Source organism: Clavibacter nebraskensis NCPPB 2581 (genome assembly GCF_000355695.1).
Classification (GTDB): Bacteria; Actinomycetota; Actinomycetes; order Actinomycetales; family Microbacteriaceae; genus Clavibacter; species Clavibacter nebraskensis.
Genome location: NC_020891.1, coordinates 305,191 through 319,582, shown reverse-complemented (window position 1 = coordinate 319,582; position 14,392 = coordinate 305,191). Strand labels below are relative to the sequence as shown.

The 14,392-nt window shown below is 74.7% G+C and carries 16 protein-coding genes; 13 read left to right on the top strand and 3 right to left on the bottom strand.

Annotated features, from left to right (window positions below; translation table 11 throughout):
* Nucleotides 1-71: 71 nt before the first annotated feature.
* Complete coding sequence (locus tag CMN_RS01545; RefSeq protein ID WP_015489111.1) at nt 72-464, bottom strand: hypothetical protein; 393 nt, start codon at nt 462-464, stop codon at nt 72-74.
* A 250-nt stretch (nt 465-714) separates the two neighbouring features.
* Between CMN_RS01545 and CMN_RS01540 the strand changes: the two genes are divergently transcribed.
* Nucleotides 715-1,257, top strand: coding sequence for a hypothetical protein (locus CMN_RS01540; protein WP_015489110.1), 543 nt, complete (start codon nt 715-717; stop codon nt 1,255-1,257).
* A 74-nt stretch (nt 1,258-1,331) separates the two neighbouring features.
* Here CMN_RS01540 and CMN_RS01535 read toward each other — a convergent pair whose 3' ends face one another.
* Nucleotides 1,332-2,426 (bottom strand): spore photoproduct lyase family protein, encoded by a 1,095-nt coding sequence (locus tag CMN_RS01535; RefSeq protein WP_015489109.1) that lies wholly within the window; start codon nt 2,424-2,426, stop codon nt 1,332-1,334.
* A gap of 198 nt (nt 2,427-2,624) precedes the next feature.
* Between CMN_RS01535 and CMN_RS01530 the strand changes: the two genes are divergently transcribed.
* The 12 genes from CMN_RS01530 to CMN_RS01475 all read left to right on the top strand — a co-directional run bounded on the left by CMN_RS01530 (nt 2,625) and on the right by CMN_RS01475 (nt 12,939).
* Complete coding sequence (locus CMN_RS01530) at nt 2,625-3,566, top strand: ferritin-like domain-containing protein (protein ID WP_015489108.1); 942 nt, start codon at nt 2,625-2,627, stop codon at nt 3,564-3,566.
* 160 nt (nt 3,567-3,726) lie between these two features.
* Nucleotides 3,727-4,908 carry a helix-turn-helix transcriptional regulator gene (locus CMN_RS01525; RefSeq protein WP_015489107.1) on the top strand — a complete coding sequence of 394 codons (1,182 nt, stop codon included), beginning with the start codon at nt 3,727-3,729 and terminating at the stop codon, nt 4,906-4,908.
* A 205-nt stretch (nt 4,909-5,113) separates the two neighbouring features.
* Nucleotides 5,114-5,557, top strand: a complete 444-nt coding sequence (locus tag CMN_RS01520; RefSeq protein ID WP_015489106.1) for an Asp23/Gls24 family envelope stress response protein — start codon at nt 5,114-5,116, stop codon at nt 5,555-5,557.
* Nucleotides 5,554-5,742 (top strand): DUF2273 domain-containing protein, encoded by a 189-nt coding sequence (locus tag CMN_RS01515; protein ID WP_015489105.1) that lies wholly within the window; start codon nt 5,554-5,556, stop codon nt 5,740-5,742. The genes CMN_RS01520 and CMN_RS01515 overlap by 4 nt, the downstream gene beginning before the upstream one ends.
* Nucleotides 5,739-6,113 carry a hypothetical protein gene (locus tag CMN_RS01510; RefSeq protein ID WP_015489104.1) on the top strand — a complete coding sequence of 125 codons (375 nt, stop codon included), beginning with the start codon at nt 5,739-5,741 and terminating at the stop codon, nt 6,111-6,113. The genes CMN_RS01515 and CMN_RS01510 overlap by 4 nt, the downstream gene beginning before the upstream one ends.
* Entirely contained in the window at nt 6,110-6,688 is a 579-nt protein-coding gene (locus tag CMN_RS01505) for a hypothetical protein (protein ID WP_015489103.1), read from the top strand. Before CMN_RS01510 ends, CMN_RS01505 begins: the two co-directional genes overlap by 4 nt.
* Nucleotides 6,685-7,290: a hypothetical protein gene (locus tag CMN_RS01500; protein ID WP_015489102.1), complete on the top strand. Its 606-nt coding sequence runs from the start codon at nt 6,685-6,687 to the stop codon at nt 7,288-7,290. The genes CMN_RS01505 and CMN_RS01500 overlap by 4 nt, the downstream gene beginning before the upstream one ends.
* Before the next feature lie 88 nt (nt 7,291-7,378).
* Nucleotides 7,379-7,831: a phage holin family protein gene (locus CMN_RS01495; RefSeq protein ID WP_015489101.1), complete on the top strand. Its 453-nt coding sequence runs from the start codon at nt 7,379-7,381 to the stop codon at nt 7,829-7,831.
* Nucleotides 7,832-8,057: 226 nt separating this feature from the next.
* A complete protein-coding gene (locus tag CMN_RS01490) occupies nt 8,058-9,302 on the top strand; it encodes a glycoside hydrolase domain-containing protein (protein WP_015489100.1) in 1,245 nt (414 codons plus the stop codon).
* Between the two features lie 93 nt (nt 9,303-9,395).
* Nucleotides 9,396-10,823 carry a serine hydrolase gene (locus CMN_RS01485; protein ID WP_015489099.1) on the top strand — a complete coding sequence of 476 codons (1,428 nt, stop codon included), beginning with the start codon at nt 9,396-9,398 and terminating at the stop codon, nt 10,821-10,823.
* Nucleotides 10,824-10,859: 36 nt separating this feature from the next.
* Nucleotides 10,860-11,126 carry a hypothetical protein gene (locus CMN_RS01480; RefSeq protein WP_015489098.1) on the top strand — a complete coding sequence of 89 codons (267 nt, stop codon included), beginning with the start codon at nt 10,860-10,862 and terminating at the stop codon, nt 11,124-11,126.
* Between the two features lie 22 nt (nt 11,127-11,148).
* Nucleotides 11,149-12,939 carry a DUF2207 domain-containing protein gene (locus CMN_RS01475; protein ID WP_227077716.1) on the top strand — a complete coding sequence of 597 codons (1,791 nt, stop codon included), beginning with the start codon at nt 11,149-11,151 and terminating at the stop codon, nt 12,937-12,939.
* 11 nt (nt 12,940-12,950) lie between these two features.
* Here the strand turns inward: CMN_RS01475 and CMN_RS01470 are convergent, their stop codons facing one another.
* Nucleotides 12,951-14,387, bottom strand: a complete 1,437-nt coding sequence (locus tag CMN_RS01470) for a salicylate synthase (RefSeq protein ID WP_015489096.1) — start codon at nt 14,385-14,387, stop codon at nt 12,951-12,953.
* Nucleotides 14,388-14,392: the final 5 nt, after the last annotated feature.

The following is a 14,392-nucleotide window of genomic DNA, read 5'->3' as shown; positions in this document are numbered from 1 at the left end:
CGCGACCCGCGCACGACGAGGGCGCGACCCGGCCGATGCCGGGTCGCGCCCTTGTCGTCGTCGCGTTCCCGCTAGTTGAGCGGCTTGCCGCCCGTGGTGAGCGGCTCGGCCGAGCTGGGCGTGAGCGCGAGGACGAGGCCCGAGAGGCCGATGCCGAAGAAGAGGAAGTCGTCGACGATGGTGAAGCCGGTGGGCGCGAGGCCGCCGAGCCGGGGATCGAGCAGGCTCAGCACGCCCATGAGCGTGTACAGGCCGCCGAAGGCCGCGAGCGTCGCGCGGATCGCGCCGGCGCCGAGCTGACGGGTGCCGGCGACGAGCAGCGCGAGCGCGCTCAGCAGGTAGAGGGCGTCGAGGAAGAAGTCGACGTTGAGGACCCCCAGCATGTGCGACCCCTCGATGAAGAGCCCCACGAACCCGTGGCCGCCGAGCACCGCCGCGACCATCACCATCCACGCCTTGCCCATGGCATCCGTCCCCTCGTGTCGTCCGTCCCGCCGGACGGCGAGCACGCGTCCAGCCAACCGGGCCGCGGGAGGCGCGCCAAGGGCACGGGGCCCGACTCCCAGGATCCGGGCACCGGACGGCGACGCCGGTCGATGGCGTGATCCTGGGCATCCGCCACCCGCGGACACACTGCTCGATCCCGGGCGTAGCGTCCAGCTCACAGACAGCGATCGCCCCGCGGGCGGTCGCGGACGACTCGGGAGAAGCACCATGTCAGAACGCAACACCGTCATCAGGAGCATGCACGACCTGGGCCTCGCGGCCTGGTTCGGCGGATCCCTCATGGGCGCCGTCGGCCTCAACGGCGCGACGGCGAAGGCGAAGCAGCCGCAGGAGCGCCTCCGCCTCTCGTCCATCGGCTGGGCCCGCTGGGCACCCGTGCAGCTCGCCGCCCTCGGCGCGCACGCCATCGGCGGCCTCGGCCTGATCTCCGCGAACAAGGGCCGTCTCGCGGCCCAGGGGGAGGCCCGCACCAACACGAAGGCCAAGGCCGTCCTCACCATCGGCGCGGCTGGCGTGACGCTCTACTCGGCGCTCGTCGGCACGAAGATGGCGAAGCACGCGGACGAGGGTGCAGCGGGCACGACCGAGCCCGGCGCCGGCAGCTCCGACGAGCTGGCCAAGGCCCAAAAGCAGCAGAAGGCGCTGCAGTGGGCGATCCCCGCGCTCACCGCGGTGCTCGTGGTCCTCGCCGCCCAGCAGGGCGAGCAGCAGCGCCCGGTCGCGGGCTGGATCGACCGCTTCACGAGCTAGAAGCGACGCGTCGCGACGGCGGGGTGCCTCCGGGCGCCCCGCGTCGTGCTGTCCGGGCCGCCGCCGCCCCCCCCTCAGAACGCGTAGCGGATGCGGCAGTACGGCATGATCCGGCGGACGAGGGCCGTGAACTCGGCCACCGCATCGCCCTTGAGGCCCCGGCGGTAGCGCACGTTGATCGCGCCGTTCTCGCTGACCTTGCGCTCCTGCATGCCCGGCTGCCAGATGAGCTCCTCGGCATTCGGGTGCCAGCCCATGTTGACCTCGTGGAGCTGCTCGTTGTGCGTGAGCATGATGACCTCGGCGGCGAGCTGCGCCTTGGTGGCGGGCGCGAGGGTGTCGTCGAGCGTGCGGAGCAGCTGCTCCCACTCGGAGCGCCAGCCCGGCGTGAGGATGACGGGCGAGAAGTTGAGGTGCACCTCGTAGCCGGCCTCGACGAAGTCGTCGATGGCGGCGATGCGCTCCGGGATGGGCGACGTGCGGATGTCGGTGACGCGGGCGACGGCCTCCGGCATGAGCGAGAAGCGGACGCGCGTGCGGCCCATCGGATCCCACTGGAGCATCTCGCGGTTGACGTGATTGGTGGCGAAGGACGCCGTGGCGGTGGGCGACATGCGGAACAGCTCGACGAGGTCGCGCACGTTCTCGCTGACGCGCGCGTCGGCCGAGCAGTCGCTGTTCTCGCCGATGTCGTAGACCCACGCCTCGGGGTCGCACTGGTTGGGCTCGACCTTGGGCCCCTGCTTGGCGATGTGGCGGGCGCCGTGGCGCTGGATCTGCTCGATGTTCGCGAACACCGTGATGGGGTTGCTGTACCCCTTGCGCCGCGGCACGTAGCAGTACGCGCAGGCCATGGCGCAGCCGTTGGCGGTGGACGGCGCGATGAAGTCGGCCGAGCGGCCGTTGGGCCTGGTGACGAGCGACTTCTTGACGCCCACGACGAGCGCCTCCGTCTTGATGCGCACCCAGCGCGCGACGTTCGCCTCGTCGCCATGGACCTCGGGGATCTGCCAGTGCGAGGCGACCTCGACGATGGTGGCGTCCGGCCACGCGCCCACGATCTCCTGCCCGCGCGGCAGCTCCAGGGCGGCCGGCTCCGCGTAGATGCGGGTGATGTCGAGCAGCGCGCGGCGCGGCTTCGGGTCGGCGACGAGGGCGGGTTCGGTCACGTGTCCGTTCTACGCGCGCCCCCCGACATCACGACCCCCGGACGCGGGACCTGGACCCGCATACCGGTAGCTCCGGACCGGATCCCAGCACCATCTGGGGGCTAAGGCATTGTGCACAAGCCGATACGGGCGGATCGTGGGCAGCGCGGATGCCCATGGACGAGCCATGCGCACCGCCGACCTCCTCGGAGCGTGCACATGTTCGACAGGAAGTTCATCACCCAGGCCATCGACCGGAGCGCGCAGTCGCCGCTCGACCGTCGCCGCTTCTTCAGCGCGGCCGGCGTCGCCGGTCTCGGCGTCGGCGCCGCGGCCCTCATCCCCGCGACGGGCGCCCAGGCGGCCGACGCCCAGGCCGAGGCCGACGCGGGCGCCGTCACAGACGCCGCCGTCCTCAACTTCGCGCTCAACCTCGAGTACCTGGAGGCCGAGTTCTACCTCCGCGCCGTGACCGGCAACGGCCTCGTCCCGAACGACACCACGGGCGTCGGAACCCTGGGCGCCGTCACGGGCGGCCGCGCGGTCCAGTTCCAGGACTACGCGATCCGCCAGTACGCGTACGAGATCGCGCAGGACGAGAAGGCGCACGTCAAGTTCCTCCGCGCCGCCCTCGGCTCCGCGCGGGTCGCGCGCCCGGCGATCGACCTGGACGCCGCGTTCACGTCCGCGGCCCGCGCCGCCGGCCTCATCAGCGGCACCCAGGCCTTCGACGCATTCGCGAACCAGGAGAACTTCCTGCTGGCCTCCTTCATCTTCGAGGACGTCGGAGTGACCGCGTACAAGGGCGCCGCGCCGCTCATCACGAACACGACGTACCTCGAGGCGGCCGCCGGGATCCTCGCGGTCGAGGCGTACCACGCGGGCATCATCCGCTCGCAGCTGTTCGCCCGCGGCCTGGCGGCACCCGCCAACGCGATCTCGAACGCGCGCGACTCGCTCGACGGGTCCACGGACCTCGACCAGGGCATCACGGTCTCGGGCGGCGCGAACCTCGTGCCGACCGACGCGAACGGCATCGCGTTCAGCCGCACGACCGGCCAGGTCCTCAACATCGTGTACCTGAACAGCAAGGCCGTGACCCGTGGCGGGTTCTACCCCGCCGGCGTCAACGGCAGCATCACCACGAGCGCCGCGAACTAGCGGCAGCGGGCGGGTCGGGGCGCCGCGGAGGCGTCCCGGCCGGGCCCGTCCGGGCCGGCGCCGGACGAGGATCCGCCCTCCTGAGCGTGACGAACACGCCGCCCCGAACGTCCACTCCATGACACGCGATCGGATCCCGGTCGCGCAGGACGGAGGATCCATGAGCACCGCATCCGCGCCCGACGGGCGCCACCGCGCCGCGTCCCCCCTGCACGCGCTGCCCGCGCTCGACCCCGAGCGGGCCGGCGGTGCCGGGCTGCCGGGCACGCCCCGGCTCGCACCCCGCACGCGCCCGCACGACGGCGACGCGACCGTCGACACCATCGCGCCCCACGAGGGCGGTGCGGCCTCCGACGGCCGGGCCGCGGATCTCGCCGATTGGGCCGCCGAGGCCCCGGCGCCCGCGCTCCGCCGCGGCCACATGGCCGGCACCGACCTCGACGAGGCCGTCGCGCGCTACACCGCCCTGTACCCGGGCACCGACTTCCGCGCCGCGAAGGGCCCGGGCGACTTCTCGTACCGGTACTCGTTCGTCGGCGACGAGAACGTGACGCTCCGCTCGTCGGTCTTCCCCGCCGAGCACTGGGGCCGGCTGCCCATGCTTCCCGACTACGTCGTCGCCTGGTGGCGCGAGGGATCCGGCGCCGTCGACGTCGGCTCGCACGAGGTGCGCTCGAGCGGCACCCGCCCGTTCCTCCTGCCCTCCGGCCGGTCGTTCAGCTTCCGCTCGGGGCCCGCGGTGCAGAACCTCGTGCACATCGACGCGGCCTTCCTCGAGGAGACCGCCGCCGAGCTGCACGACGGCCGCTCGCGCCCGCTCGTCTTCGACCACACCCGTGCGCCGTCGCCCGAGCAGACCTCCGCCTGGCGCCGCGCGGTCGGCGAGGCGAGCCCCGTGCTGCAGGACGCCGCGTCGAGCCCGCTGCTGCGGATGCAGGCGGGCCTGCTCGTCGCGCGCGCCACCCTCCAGCTGTTCCCGTGGCACGACGTGCCCTTCAGCGCCGAGATGCGGGCGCCGCGCATGAGCGCCGTCCGCGCCGCCATCGAGTACCTGCACCACCACGCCGACCGGCCCATCACGCCGGCCGATGCCGCCCGGGCGGCGGGCATCAGCACGCGCGTGCTCCAGCTCGCCGTGCGGCGCCACGAGGACACGACCCCGAGCGCGCTGCTCCGCGGGATCCGGCTCGACCGCGTCCGTGCCGAGCTGCGCGACGCCTCGCCCACCACGACCACCGTGCGGGCGGTCGCCGAGCAGTGGGGCTTCGGCCACCTCGGACGGTTCGCCGCCTCCTATGCGGAGCGCTTCGGCGAGCTGCCGAGCGCGACGCTGCGCGGCTGACGGGCGTGGGGCGCTATCCGCTCCCGCCCCCGGCCGTGTCCGACAGGCGAAGCGGCGAGCGCCCTCCCTGGGAGTCGCCTGAACCGCGTGCCGAACCATCCGGTCCATGCGTCTGAATGACGAGGCGGCATCGCGAGGCACCCTCCGATCCGCGTCCCGCAGCTGCACCACCATCACCGTCCGACCACCACGAGAGAGAGACACCATGTCGAGCATCACCCCCACGTCCGCGTCCACCGGCGTCACCGGCACCGGCACCGGCACCACCGGCGGCAAGAACACCATCGCCGACGGCGTGATCGAGAAGGTCGCCGGCATCGCGGCCCGCCAGGTCCGCGGCGTGCACGACCTCGGCAACGGCGCGGCCCGTGCCGTCGGCGCGATCCGCAACGTCATCGGCCAGCAGGACCGCGGCCAGGGCATCTCCGTCGAGGTCGGCGAGACCCAGGTCGCCGTCGACGTCACGCTCATCGCCGAGTACCCGGTCGACCTGCAGCAGGTCGCCGACGACGTGCGCTCCGCCATCACCGACGCCATCGACCAGGTCGTCGGCATGGAGGTCACCGAGGTCAACGTCACCATCACCGACGTGAACCTCCCCTCCTCCACGTCGTCCGACGACGACGCGGCCGAGAAGCGCGTCCAGTGACCCCCACCGTCACGGGCCTCCTCGTCGGCGCGGTCCTCGCGCTCTCCGGGCTCGCCTTCGGCTTCGGCGGCTTCCTGCTCGTCCTGATCTTCATGGCCGTCGGCTTCGGCGTCGGCCGCGTCCTCGAGGGCAAGCTGGACGTCCGCGGCCTCGCCGACGCCCTCCGCGGGCGCCGGTCGTCGTGAGCTCCGCGATCGCAGCCCCCGGCACGCCCGGCACCGCGTCGCAGACGACCCGCGGCCGCACCACGATCACATCGCGCGCCGTGCGCCGCGTGATCTCCGCCGTCACCGCGGACGCCCTCGAGGTGCCCGCGTCGGACGTCACCGTCACGCTGACGGACGCGGGCGGCAAGCTCACCGTCGAGGCGCGCACCCCCATCCGCGTCCCCGCGCTCTCGGACCGCCCGGTCCGCGAGGGGTCGCTGGTGGAGCGCCTCACCGCCGCGCAGACCCAGGTCCGCGAGCGCGTGCTCGGCCTCACGGGATCCACCGTGGGCCGGGTCGACCTCCGGATAACGGGCGCCCGCATCCAGGAACGCCGGAGGGTCTCATGAGCACCGACAGCACCTACCGCCGCCTCGTGCGGCGGGAGACGCACTCGTCGCGCGCCGGGATCGCCATCACGCTCGCCGTGCTGCTGATCCTCGTGCTCGCGTGGCTCGGCACCGAGTCGATCCTCGCGGCCGTCGGCACCGCGCCGCTGCTGCTCGCGCCCGCCGACCTCGCGTCGGCGACGCTCGACGCCGCGTCCGCCCCGGCCGGGGCGCTCGTCGCCATCGGCGTCGTGGTCGCGATCGTCGGGATCATCCTGGTGATCGTGGGCATCAAGCCCGGCAGCCGCGGCCGCCGGGGCGCGAGCCTCGGCCGCACCGCGGCCGTCGTCGACGACCGCGTCATCGCCCGCTCCATCGCCCTCACCGCCAGCTACGCGGGCGAGGTGTCGCCCGACCAGGTCGACGTCTCCGTCTCGAAGCGCCAGGTGCTCGTCCGGCTCACCCCCTCCACGGGATACACGCCGGACAAGGCCACCATCGAGCAGGCCGTCCGGGCCGAGCTCGACGGCTACGGCTACACGCCGAAGCTCACCGCCAAGGTGACGCTCGCGAAGGACGGGAAGGTGGGCTCATGACCAGCACGAACAGGGCGCTGAACCGCCTCCTCGTCATCGTGGTCGGGCTCGTCCTGATCGCCGCGGGCGTCGCGCTCGGCGCCGGCAGCCTCCTGCCCGACGTGCAGTCCACGGTCTCCGGCGCGGCGTCCGACGCGAAGCAGCCGGTCGGGGACGCGCTCTCCGGCGGGCAGCCGTGGATCCTCTGGGTCGTCGCCCTCGCGGCGCTCGTCCTCATCGTGGTCCTCGCCTGGTTCGCGCTCCGTCAGGGGCACGGCCGCACCGGGACGCTCGTGCGCCTCGAGGGCGGTCGCGACGCCGGGACGCCCACGGGCGGATCCGTCGTCATCGACGCGAAGGTCGCCGAGCAGCTGCTCGGGGACGCGCTCCGCGGCGACTCCGCGATCGTGTCCGTCGACGTCACGGCGTTCGAGGTGGCGCGCGCCACCACGCTGCGGGTCACCGCGGTCGCCCGCCGCGGCGTCTCGCCCGTCGCGGTCCGCCGCACGGTCGACGAGGCCGTGACCCGGCTCGACGCCGTCCTCGGCACCGAGGTGCCGGTCGTCATCCAGATCACCGGCGGCCTCCGCTCGAGCATGTCGAGCGAGACGCGCCTGGCCTGATCCACCCGCGACCGCCCCGGTCCGGATCCCCGCGATCCGGGCCGGGGCGGTCGTCTGGCCGCCCCCTGCACGAGAGAAGAGACGCACCATGATCGACGACGACAGCTCCTCCCGCGGCGGTTGGCTGGGCGGGTCCTTCGCCCAGAAGGCCATCGACCCCCTGCTCCGCGCGGTGCGCGCGGAGATCGACTCCGCCAAGCGGGAGATCGGCGAGCGCGCCCGGTCCGCCCGCTCGGGCGCCATCCTGCTGGGCGCGGGCGTCGCGCTCGCGCTCGTGTCGCTGGGGCTCCTCGCCGCGGTGATCGTGGCGCTCCTGCTGCTCGCGCTGCCGCTGTGGGCGGCGACGCTCATCACGCTGGCGCTGTTCGGGATCGCGACCGCGGTCGTCGTCCGGCTCGGCCTCGCACGGCTCTCCCGCGGGGTGCCGCCCGTCCCATCGGACACGCTGCACCACGCGCGCGACCGCATGCGCCCGGGCGACCGGGGTGCGGGCGACGACGGACCCACCGGCCCCGCGGGATCCGCGCCCGCCGACCGCTGACGCCCGCCGCATCGCACCACGTCGCACCACCCGCCGCCCGGCTCCCCTGTGGATGCCGGGCGGCGCCGCGCACCGGCGTCACGTACGGTGACCTTTCACGCCCGCTCGGCCCGGCGGCAGAACGCGTCGCCATCAGGCCGTCGGACAACCGCAGACCGCCGTCCCCGGACGACCGTGCCGCCCTGCGGACCGGCCTGCTCGGTGGTCCGGCATGGGAGGCACACCGATGAACCAGTCTCGAAGCACCGTCCTGTCACGACGCTCCGTCCTGGGGGGCGCGATCGCCGCCGTCCCCGTCGCCCTCGTCGCCGCGGGTCCCGCGCACGCCGACGAGGCGACCACCCCCGCGACCCCGATCCCCGAGGTCCCGCTCGCGTCGAACGGCCGCCCGGTCGTCCGCGACATCCAGAAGCAGCTCGTCGCGCGCTACGGCGCCCGCACCGGCTTCCCGGCCGTCACCACCGACGGCGTGTGGACCAGCGACTCGCACAAAGCCCTCATCCACGCCCTCCAGCTCGAGATGGGCATCGACGAGGCCACCGCCAACGGCGTGTTCGGGCCGCTCACCCGCAGGACCCTGCAGAAGCAGGCGACCCTCACCGTGGGATCCGCCGACACCACCGGCTACCTCGTGCACCTGCTCCAGGCGTCGCTCGTGGTCATGAGCACGTGGGACGGGCCGGTCGACGGCACCTTCTCCGCCAAGCAGGGCGTGCGCCTCTCGCAGTTCCAGCGCACGGTGGCCCTCCCCGAGACGGGCCGCGGCGACTACCGCACGTGGGCCGCGCTGCTCGCGAGCAACGGCGACCCGACCCGCCCGGGCAACGCGGCCGACGGCATCACCGTCATCACCGCCGCGCGCGCGAAGACGTTGAAGGACGCCGGCTACACGATCGTCGGGCGCTACCTCACGAACTCGGACATCCCCGACCCGCTGGACAAGCGCATCCAGGACGGCGAGCTCGACGCCATCTTCGCGGGCGGTCTCAAGGTCTTCCCGATCTTCCAGGAGGGCGGCACCAACACCACGTACTTCTCGTACGGCCTCGGGGTGCGTGCCGCCGGCCGGGCCGACGACGCGGCCCGCCGCCTCGGCTTCCTGCCGGGAACGCCCATCTACTACGCGGTCGACTTCGACGCGACGCGCGACGAGGTCGAGACCTACATCGAGCCGTACTTCCGCGGCATCCACGACGAGCTCCGCCGCCGCGGCAGCGCCTACCGCGTGGGCGTGTACGCGGGCCGCCGCGTCTGCTGCACCCTCGCCGCCGCGCACCTCACCGAGCTCAGCTACGTGGCCGACATGTCCACCGGCTGGGGCGCGAACCTCGGCGCCAAGATCCCGGAGAACTGGGCCTTCGACCAGATCCTCGAGCACACGATCGGCGCGGGCGACCAGGCGTTCGACATCGACACGAACGTCGTCTCCGGCCGCGACGCGGGCCAGAGCCGGGTCGAGCCGCGCGGCTGATCCGACCGCGGTACGACACGACGAACGGGGTCGCCCGGACGATTCCCCCTCCTGGGGGACGCCCGGGCGGCCCCGTTCCTGTCGGATGGACGCATGCCCACGTCACCGCTCCGACCACCCCGTCCCACCCGCCGACCCCGCCCCGCGCGCGCCGCGATCGCCCTCGCCATCGCCGCCGTCACCGCCCTGACGGGCGCGTGCTCGGCGTCGCCCGCGGATCCCGCCACGCCCGCGGCCGTCGCCGAGCCGGTGGTGCTGCCGGGATCGCCCGTCGGCCAGCAGGCGCAGTGGCTGCTCGACACCGTGAACTCCGATGAGGCGGTGCCCGTGCAGGAGACCGGCGAGCGCCTCGCGCAGGTGATGCTCGACGCGACCTCCGCGGAGGACCTCGCGGCCGTGCTGGAGCAGGTGCGCGCGGGCCGCCCGTGGACCGCGACCGCGCACGAGGAGCAGGGCGGGCAGTCCGTCACCACCATCGCGAGCGAGGCGGGCGGCACCTTCGACATGACGGTCGCGGTCGACGACGACCGCCTCATCGTCGGCCTATTCTTCGGCGAGCCGGAGGGCGATCGCGAGCCCGCCACGAGCTGGGCGGAGCTGGAGGAGCAGGCCGCGGCGCTCGGCGGCGACGTGTCGCTCACGGTCACGCGCGCATCCGGCGGGGACCTCGGCGAGCGGGTCCTCGAGGTGCTGCCCGACGGCGTGCGGGCCACGGACGCGCGGCCCATCGGATCCATCGTCAAGCTCTACGTGCTGGGCGCGCTCGTGCAGGCCGTGGAGGAGGGCCGCATCGACTGGGACGACCCGCTCACCGTGACCGACGACGTGCGCAGCCTCCCCTCCGGCGAGCTGCAGGAGGCCCCGACCGGCACCGTCGTGAGCGTCCGCGACACCGCCGAGAAGATGATCGCGATCAGCGACAACACGGCCACCGACATGCTCATCCAGGCGGTGGGGCGGGAGCGCGTGGAGGCGGCGCTCGCGGACCTCGGCCACTCGGATCCGCCGCGCAACGTGCCGCTCATGACGACGCGCGACCTGTTCCGCATCGGCTGGCAGGATGACGGCGCGCTCCGCGCCCGGTGGGCGGACGGCGACGCGGCCGAGCGGCGCGCGCTCCTCGACGGGCTGCCGGGCGGGATCCTCGACGTGCCCGTCACGGCGGTCACGGACGTGGTGTGGACCGCGGGCGCCGACTGGTTCGCGACCCCCGACGACATCGCCCGCGCGCACCTGCGCCTCGCGGAGCTCGCGGCGACGCCCGCGGGGGAGCCCGTGCGCGGGATCCTCGGAGCGAACCCGGGCCTGCCCGAGCCGGAGCGCTTCGACCACGTGGCGTTCAAGGGCGGCAGCTCGGTGGGCACGCTCGCGCTCTCCTACCTCGTGGAGGACGGGGACGACGCGTGGACGGTGGTCGTGCAGGCCGCGGCGCGCGAGGCGGACGGGCTCGAGCGGCAGTCGGCCTACTCGGGTCTGGCCGCCGACGCCGCGACCCTGCTGGCGGACGGCGCCCGTGGTTGACTCCGAGCGCGGCGGGGGCCGCGCGAGGGGAGCACGATGACGAGCGCTGACGCATCCGGCACGGGCGGTGAGGGCGGCCGGGACGAGGCCGCTGCCGCCGAGGTCCTCGAGGCGCTGCTGGACGCCGGCCCGCGTCAGCCCGTGCGACGGGCGGCGCGCGCGATCGGCGCCGTCGCGCTCACGGTCGTGGGCATGGGCGGGGACCTCGCCGGTCGCGTCCGCGAGTTCGTCGCCGCGTGGCGGCTGGTCGACGAAGGACCCGAGACGGGATCGGGCACGAGCACGGGGGCGACCGGTGCGTGAGCGCGCGCGGACCCGCCCCGGCGTGAGGGGCCGCACCGCCCGGATCCGGCTGGCGCTCGTCGCCGCGCTGCTGACCGCGCTCGCGATCCCGCTCGGGCTCGCCGCCCCGGCCCACGCGGACGTGGACGACTTCTCGTTCCGCTCGTTCGACGCCGTCTACCGGCTGTCGGCCGACGCGGACGGCCGCTCCGTGCTCCGCACCACCGAGACGCTCGTCGCGGAGTTCCCCGACCGGGACCAGAACCGCGGGATCCGCCGCGAGCTCGTGCGGGGCTACGACGGCCACCCGACCGGGCTCCGCGTGCTCTCCGTGAGCGACGGCGCAGGCGTCCCGCGCGCCTACGATTCCGAGACGGACGACGGCGCGCTCGTGCTCACCATCGCCGACGACGACCGGTACGTGCGCGGCGAGCAGACCTACGTGATCGAGTACGAGCAGCACGACGTGACCCGCGCCTACGCGGACACGGACGCCGACGAGTTCTACTGGGACGTCAACGGGCTCGGGTGGGCGCAGCCGTTCGGGCGCGTGTCGGCGACCGTGGAGATCGCGCCGGAGCTCCTCCCCCGGCTCACGGGCGGGGCGGATGCCGCGGCGGGACCCGCGGGCGCCGACGGGCCCGCGGAGATCACGCGCACGGGCGCCGGCTTCCGGGCGAGCGCGACCGACCTCGGCCCGCGCGAGAACCTCAGCCTCTCCATCGGCTTCGAGCGCGGCACGTTCACGGCCCGCGACTCGTCGTTCCTCGCGGCCCCGTGGCCGGCGCTGTCGCTCGCGGGCGCGCTGCTCGCGCTGGCCGCCGCCGCGGGCGCCCTCGTGCTGCGTCGCCGGCGCCTGGCCGACGCGCCCGGCCGCGGCACGATCGTCGCGCGGTACGAGCCGCCGGGGGGCGTCGGCGTGCTGGTGTCGTCGGTGATCTCGGGGAACGCCGCGCGCGCCACCACCGCGCTGCTGCTCGACCTCGCGGTGCGCGGCGCCGTGCGGATCCTGGAGCGGGACGGCGGCCGGAAGCCGGCGTTCTCGCTGGAGCTGGTGGACCCGTCGCGCGTCACCGACCCCGACGAGCGGCGCTTCGTCGCCGCGGTCTTCGGCGACGACGCCGGGGCCGGCGCGGTGAAGGAGCTGCGGGGCACCGACACGAAGGTGGCGACGCGGATCCAGGCGCTCATGGCCGGCGTGCGGAAGCGCACCGTGACGGACGGCCTGCGCAGGCCGCTGCCGGTGGGGCCCATCGTGCTGCTGCTCGTCGCGGCGACGCTCGGGATGGTCGCCGCGATCGTCTTCGCGGTGCTGGCGCTGGCGCTGGCGTACGGCGGGCCGGTCGTGATCGCGTTCCTCGTCGCGGCCGTGCTCGCGCTCGGCGTGACGATCGCGGCGCTCGTGACGCACCCGCTCACCGAGCGCGGCGTGGCCCTCCGCGACCACCTGGCAGGGCTCCGCCTGTTCATCCGGCTGGCCGAGGCCGACCGGATCCGCGTGCTGCAGTCGCCCGAGGGCGCCGAGCGGCAGGACCTCCCCCGCGACGACCGCGACGCGCTGCGCCTCACCGAGGAGCTGCTGCCGTACGCCGCCGTGTTCGGCCAGGAGCGCGAGTGGGCCGACGAGCTCGGCCGCCGCTACGAGCACGAGCGGAGCCGGCCGAGCTGGTACGCCGGGCAGACGCCGTTCGCGCCCGCCGTGTTCGCGGCGAGCCTCGGGTCGGTGTCGTCGAGCATGCACGGCACGTACTCCGGCTCGAGCACGAGCGGCGGATCCACGGGAGGCACGACCTCCGGCGGCGGCGGGGGAGGAGGCGGGGGCGGCGGGGTCTGAGCCGCGGCCCGTCACCGGCGGGCGGCGGATCCCCGCGGTGCACGGGCGTGGGCGGCACCCCCGTCCGTCGACTCCGCCCCGAAGCCGGGTTCGCGGGAGCGGACGACGTGGTCCGCGATGCTCGCCAGCTTCTCGCGCGTCTCCTCGAGCTCGCGCGCCGGGCGGGACTCCCCCATGACGCCCGCACCGGCCTGGATCCACGTCGCGTCCCCGCACCGGAACAGCGTCCGCAGCACCAGGGCCGCGTCGAGCGCGCCGTCCGGGTCGATCCGGAGGACCGCGCCGGCGTAGAGGCCGCGGTCACGCCCCTCCAGCCGTCGGATGAGGTCGAACGCGGCGCGCTTGGGGACGCCCGAGGCGGTGACGGCCGGGAATGACGCGGCCAGCGCATCCCAGGACGTGAGGCCGTCGACGAGCTCGCCCGCGACGCGGGAGGCCAGGTGCTGCACCGTGCCGCGCTCCTCCACCACCATGAACTCCTCGACGCGCACGCTGCCCGGCCGGCACACGGGCGCCATCTCCTCGACCGCGAGCTTCACCGAGATGGCGTGCTCGTGGATCTCCTTCGCGTCCGACAGGAGCTCCTCGCGCAGCCGTCGCGACTCGACGGGGTCGGCCACGAGCGCGCGCGTGCCGGCGAGCGGCTGGGTGCGCACGGTGCCCCGGGCGTCCACCGCCACGACGATCTCGGGGCTGAAGCCCACCGCCTCGACCCCGCCGAGGCCCAGCAGGTAGGAGCGGGCGGGCGTGTTCGCCCGTCGTCCCCGCACGAAGGTGGCGGGCAGGTCGACCTCTCCCGCGACGGGCACCCGGCGCGACAGGACGACCTTCCGGAGCTCCCCCGCGCGGATGGCGGCGATGCCCGCCGCGACCGCCGCCAGGTAGCGCGCGTGCCCCTCCTCGGGGTCGGCCGCGCCGAGGCGCTCGTGCGCGGGCTCGAGGGCGGCGAGCTCGGCGTCGGGGCCCGCCGCGGGCTCGGCCGCGCCGAGGATCCGCGCGACCAGCGCTGCCTCGCGCGCGTCCCCCGATCGGACGGTCGCGCGGCCGTCCGCGATGGTCACCTCCGTGCGCGGCAGGATCACGTGCAGGAGCTCCCCCGCGTCCGCGGCGACCGGCATGCCCGCGTGCGCGCACGCCAGCTCGAAGGACGCGGTGCCGTATGCCCGCCCGCGGTCGGGGCCGAGGCTCGCGAGCAGCCGGTCCACCTGGCGCAGCGGCTGCTCCCGCCACGGCACGACCACGTCCTCCGCGCCCGGGACGCGCAGGCGGACGACCCGACGGTCGACCACGACCTCCGCCCACGCGCCGATCGCGCACGAGAACCGCCCCGCCTCCTCGAGGATCACGTGCGGCTCATGGCGGAACGCCCGCGCGAGGTCGGCGACGGCACCGAGCGGGTCGCGGGTGATCCGCAGCTCGGCGGCGCGGGTCACGGGGGCTGCGGGCATGAGGA

What these genes read in the sequence shown, in the direction of transcription:
- CMN_RS01525 (WP_015489107.1), top strand. Translation starts at nt 3,727, where the DNA reads ATGAGCACCGCATCCGCGCCCGACGGGCGCCACCGCGCCGCGTCCCCC.
- CMN_RS01485 (WP_015489099.1), top strand. Translation starts at nt 9,396, where the DNA reads ATGCCCACGTCACCGCTCCGACCACCCCGTCCCACCCGCCGACCCCGC.
- CMN_RS01470 (WP_015489096.1), bottom strand. Translation starts at nt 14,387, where the DNA reads ATGCCCGCAGCCCCCGTGACCCGCGCCGCCGAGCTGCGGATCACCCGC.
- CMN_RS01505 (WP_015489103.1), top strand. Translation starts at nt 6,110, where the DNA reads ATGAGCACCGACAGCACCTACCGCCGCCTCGTGCGGCGGGAGACGCAC.
- CMN_RS01530 (WP_015489108.1), top strand. Translation starts at nt 2,625, where the DNA reads ATGTTCGACAGGAAGTTCATCACCCAGGCCATCGACCGGAGCGCGCAG.
- CMN_RS01500 (WP_015489102.1), top strand. Translation starts at nt 6,685, where the DNA reads ATGACCAGCACGAACAGGGCGCTGAACCGCCTCCTCGTCATCGTGGTC.
- CMN_RS01495 (WP_015489101.1), top strand. Translation starts at nt 7,379, where the DNA reads ATGATCGACGACGACAGCTCCTCCCGCGGCGGTTGGCTGGGCGGGTCC.
- CMN_RS01490 (WP_015489100.1), top strand. Translation starts at nt 8,058, where the DNA reads ATGAACCAGTCTCGAAGCACCGTCCTGTCACGACGCTCCGTCCTGGGG.
- CMN_RS01545 (WP_015489111.1), bottom strand. Translation starts at nt 464, where the DNA reads ATGGGCAAGGCGTGGATGGTGATGGTCGCGGCGGTGCTCGGCGGCCAC.
- CMN_RS01480 (WP_015489098.1), top strand. Translation starts at nt 10,860, where the DNA reads ATGACGAGCGCTGACGCATCCGGCACGGGCGGTGAGGGCGGCCGGGAC.
- CMN_RS01520 (WP_015489106.1), top strand. Translation starts at nt 5,114, where the DNA reads ATGTCGAGCATCACCCCCACGTCCGCGTCCACCGGCGTCACCGGCACC.
- CMN_RS01540 (WP_015489110.1), top strand. Translation starts at nt 715, where the DNA reads ATGTCAGAACGCAACACCGTCATCAGGAGCATGCACGACCTGGGCCTC.